Here is a 4,404-nt window from a genome sequence, read left to right on the forward strand (position 1 = left end):
ACGCAGTTCCTCGCCCCCAGCGTCATCGCGCAGCCAGGGTATTTCGTTCCAGGGGGCGGGAGGACCAGTGTTCCTCGATGGCCTGGACGAACTCGGGACGGACGATTTTCGCGCGCGCGAGCAGGAAGTCACCCTCGTCACGCCGGAGGTAGAGGCCCTCCATGGGCGCATGGGTGAGGTGCGAGGGGCCGAGCAGGTTCACCACGTCGTCCGCCGTGAGATGCGCGCGCGCGACAGTGGGCACCGCCGCGAGGCCGAGCGAGGCCACGAGGGCGTCTCGTTTCGGGGAAGACCAGAAGCGTCCGGCCCGCTTGTCGTAGACGTCGAAGGCGAGGAACCAGTCGGGCAAGGCGTCGTAGTGCACGCTGTGGACCGCGAAGCACCATTCGCCAAAGAGCATCAAGTGTTGGCCCAGGGTCTCGACAAGTTGCTGGCGCCTTGTCTCCAGCCAGGGCCACAGCGGCTGGAACTGGGGGGATGCTCGGGGACCAAGGTAGGCGCCGCGGTTCTGGGCTCGCAGCCCGCCGTCGGCGCCTACGGAGATGCCGAGGTTCGCCCCGTCGATCTTTTCCTCGATGAGGACCTCGCCATCGAGGAACTCCCGTGCCTCAGGTGGGGAGAGGACCTTGTCATGGCGTACCGGCCTGGAGGAAAGCCAGGCGAGGTGCGGGGTGTGGGGGAACTTGAAGAAGTCGTCAGCCATCACTCCCCACCCTGACGCTCGTGGAGTTCCTCAATGTCCTCGGGGCAGAGAAAGTGGATGCGGACCCCGCAGCGCTCGAACTCTCTCCGCAGTCCCCACCATTTACTGTCCGTTGCCTGGAGGATGGGCGGTCGATCCTCGTGGGCGCAGCTCGCCGCGACGAACTTGCGGTCCGCTGGGTCGAAGCCGGCAAGCGCCTGGTCACGGGGAAACTCCTCGAAGTCGCGGGGATCGTCCTGGCGTGGCGTCAGCGAGACCCGGACGCAGCGATCCGGATTGGCGTGATTGGTCAGGACCCACTTGAGGAAGCGGTCTCCCACGCCTGGCTGGCCCGTGGGAGATAGCTTGTGTTTGTACTCGTTGATGATGAGCCATTTGTCATCAAGGACGATGCGCCCGCTCTGGATGACATCGTTGATCGCCCGGACACAGGCCTGAACGCACGCGGGGCTGACCGTGTTCGCCTTGTTGGCGGTGAGCGGCACATTGGTGTCGACGACGGATGGCGCAGGGGACGCGCTCATTGGGGGGCCTGCTCCTGCTGGCGCTTCATCGCCGCCTCGGTCATCGCCACGAGGTCGCCCATGTCATCGCCGAAGAAGTCCTTCGGCCAGTTGATGATGTTCCCGAATTCGTCAAGCTTCAGCTTCTCGATGCGCGAGCCCTCAGGACCGGGTGAGCAAAAGTAGATGGCTGTCTCCTCCGGCAGCAGTCTCCCTTCCGCGATGCGCCGCTGGATCCGGCGCAGGATGTGCTCGGAGTGGCTCTCGATGATCAGCTGGGTGTTGCGAGGCTGCCCATCCTCACTGGCGTGAATCGCATCGATGAAAACGTCCGCGAGCTCCGACTGTGCCTTTGGATGCAGGTGGAGTTCGGGCTGCTCGAAGAGCAGCGTGGATCCGGGCTCGGTATAGAAACATTGAAGCAATACAGGCATGACCTGGGACACACCGAACCCAACGTCCGGCAAACGAACCGCCATCGGGTTGCCAGCAGTGCGAACAAAGACTTCGTACTCTTTCCGATGGGGGGCGATGGGCCGCACCTCGAAGGAGTCCAGCAGTCCCATGCTGACCAGCCTCTCCGCGATCAACTGCGCAAAAGGACGGGCAGGGTGGTCCTCCACCTGGATTGAGCGCTCATTCGCGGCCAGAAGCGCGGCGACCGCGAGGCTGCCATCATCGCCTACGCTCTCGGGGGCCTCACCTGACCAGAGATAGGTTCTATGTGGGGGCTGTCGCAGTGGGCCCAGATAATGGATTGCGTCCAGTTGGTCTTCGAGTTCGAGCGCAAGGGCGTCGAGGTCGCCGAGGAACTTGTAGTGGGCTTCGGCTTCATGGGGGAAGCCGTAGAAATGAATGGGGGCTGAAAGCGCCTCCTTCGCGGTTCCTTCTTTGGCGAGCCCAATGTTCTCCAGAAGCAGTTCGTACCCTGGTCCATGAGTGCGTCTGGCCATGCCGATGCCCTCCGTGGACCGGTGAGGTGCCTTCAGCCTGTAGATGAACTGCTTGACCTCGATCCTGGTGGACTGTGCGTCTTCCTGGCCAATCAAGGCTTCGAAGGCGACTGTGTCCACCGGTCCTTTCTCCTGCGTCCTCACGCCCCACTCCATGGTGAAGCGGAGAAGCGCGGCAGGATCCTGGCGAAAGAGCATTTCCGGAAAGGTCCCCATGTCGACGGGAGTGTTCTCGTCGCCCAGGTGGAGCACCCGCTTCCGGTCTCGCGACTGTGCTGTTTGCTGCAGCAAGAGGAGGAATTGCTGGATGCTCGTCTTCCCCGAGCTATTCGTCCCGAAGAACATCGTGAGCGGCGCGAGCTGGATGTCGCCCGTGTCCTTCCACGCCTTGAAGTTCTGAATATGGAGCTTCCTGAGCATGCCGCCGGTTCTACCTCACCCCTGCTTCTCCGGTTTCGTGCGGAGCATGGAAGCGTCCATCCGTGCTCAGCTCCGCTTTACTTCCTGGTTCTCCTCTAGCGCTGGCGTGGCTCTCGGGCCGCGCCAACGGGAGTGCGTCGGGTCTTGCGAGCAGAGGAATGCTGGCGGATCAGCGAGCGCGAATCCGTATCCGCGTCGAAGTTAAGCGGTCACCCTCTACGCCGCACCGCGCCACGCGCCCGGAGTCTCGGCTTCTCACGGACTTGGAACGGGCACGCAACTCCCGGCGCCATTTACCGACAATGTAGGCAAGCCTCCCTGCTGCTCAACTCGGCTCCCCCTCCCGAGGTCCCCTCATGGTCCAGGTCACGCGCCCTTCCAGCCTCACGCCGTCCACGCAGACGCGGGCCACGCCGGAAGCCCCTGCCCGGGCCAAGGGCGCGCAGGGCTTCAACGCCATCGTGAAGGGGGACAGCTTCTCGTCGACGGCTCAGGCGGGGTCGCAGCAGGTCAATGCCCTGCGCCTTCCCATCCCCTGGCCCGGCAAGGGCGAGGCGGACAAGATCGGCTGGATCCAGAAGGCGTATCCGCCCGCGAAGGACTCCACCGCGGAGTTCATGAAGCTCAACCAGGCCGTGCGCGCGGGCCAGAACGTGATGCCCCCCGAGGCCAAGAACTGCGTGTTCCTGGCCGTGGGCGGTCTGCTCTCCGAGGCCGCGCCCAAGCAGATCTACTTCGACAAGAACCTGGACGCGCTCGAAGCGCAGGGCCTCCAGGTCGGCCGCGTGCCTGTCGACACGGACATGGGCGTGGAGCACAACGCCGCCATCGTCCGGCAGGCGGTGCTCGAGGCCTCCAAGAACGGCAAGCAGGTGGTGCTCATCGGCCACAGCAAGGGCGGCCTGGACTCCGCAGCGGCCCTGTCTATGTACCCCGAGCTCAAGGAGCACGTGCGCGCCCTGGTCACCATCCAGTCGCCGTACGGCGGCTCGCCCATGGCGCAGGACCTGCTGGACAACCCGCTCGTGCGCTATGGCGTGGGCGGCGCCATCGAGGCGCTCGGTGGCAGCATCCAGGCCGGTGAGGACCTGACGTACGACTCGCGCAAGGAGTTCCTGGCGAAGCACCCGATGCCCGAGGGCATCCCCACCGTCTCCATGGCCTCCACCACCGCGAACCCGACGTCGCCGTTGTTCGCCATGCAGGAGTACATGCACCAGCGCTACGGCGTGAAGTCGGACGGCTTGGTGCTCCCGCAGGACGCGTTCATCCCCGGCTCCAAGTCCGTGACCCTTTCCGGGCTGGATCACCTGGACTCGACCGGGACGACGCTCAACCCGTTCAAGCCCTACCAGCCCGAGGACCTGACCCTCTCGCTGGTCGCGATTGCGCTGAAGATGCCCAAGGGCGGCTGAGAACCGCGGAGTGCCGGCTCGGCGGCTAACGCTTGGTTCTCAGGCGGTGGGCAGAACCTGTCTCAAGGAACATCCCAGAAGGCGACACGGGCCCATTCTCCAGAGGAATGGGTGGTTTCATGAATGAAGTCGCCCGGGATGCGTCGCGCCTTCTTGCCGGGTTCCGCGGCCCAGCACTCACCGCTCCAGGTGTGCTGCGCGTTGATGACCCATGCCCCCGTCGCATTTGCCAGTGCTGGAAAGCTCTTGGGAAAAGTGCGGCCAAGACCTTGATGCCCCAGATCTGAGCCATCCCCTCATATGAAACCGAGCGCTTCTTTGAAGACAGGGTGCTGATGGAGGAGTTCGGCGAAGCGCTCGACAAGCGGAAGCAGTCGCTCCTCCTTCATCATGGGAATGGCTTGGTAATA

At 64.1% G+C, this 4,404-nt stretch carries 4 protein-coding genes; 1 reads left to right on the top strand and 3 read right to left on the bottom strand.

Annotated features, from left to right (window positions below; genetic code table 11):
* Positions 1–22: 22 nt before the first annotated feature.
* The 3 genes from D7Y11_RS41780 to D7Y11_RS41790 are packed head-to-tail and all read right to left on the bottom strand — an operon-like array spanning position 23 to position 2,579.
* A complete protein-coding gene (locus D7Y11_RS41780; RefSeq protein WP_121753915.1) occupies positions 23–703 on the bottom strand; it encodes an RNA ligase family protein in 681 nt (226 codons plus the stop codon).
* Complete coding sequence (locus tag D7Y11_RS41785; protein WP_121753914.1) at positions 703–1,227, bottom strand: hypothetical protein; 525 nt, start codon at positions 1,225–1,227, stop codon at positions 703–705. The genes D7Y11_RS41780 and D7Y11_RS41785 overlap by 1 nt, the downstream gene beginning before the upstream one ends.
* Positions 1,224–2,579 (bottom strand): DUF3696 domain-containing protein, encoded by a 1,356-nt coding sequence (locus tag D7Y11_RS41790; protein WP_121753913.1) that lies wholly within the window; start codon positions 2,577–2,579, stop codon positions 1,224–1,226. The genes D7Y11_RS41785 and D7Y11_RS41790 overlap by 4 nt, the downstream gene beginning before the upstream one ends.
* A 356-nt stretch (positions 2,580–2,935) precedes the next feature.
* Here D7Y11_RS41790 and D7Y11_RS41795 point away from each other — a divergent pair, with 356 nt between their 5' ends.
* On the top strand, positions 2,936–3,994 hold the full coding sequence (locus D7Y11_RS41795) for a triacylglycerol lipase (protein WP_126936447.1): 1,059 nt from the start codon (positions 2,936–2,938) through the stop codon (positions 3,992–3,994).
* The last annotated feature ends 410 nt before the right edge of the window (positions 3,995–4,404 follow it).

It is taken from the genome of Corallococcus sp. AB018 (genome assembly GCF_003986945.1).
Lineage (GTDB): Bacteria > Myxococcota > Myxococcia > Myxococcales > Myxococcaceae > Corallococcus > Corallococcus exiguus.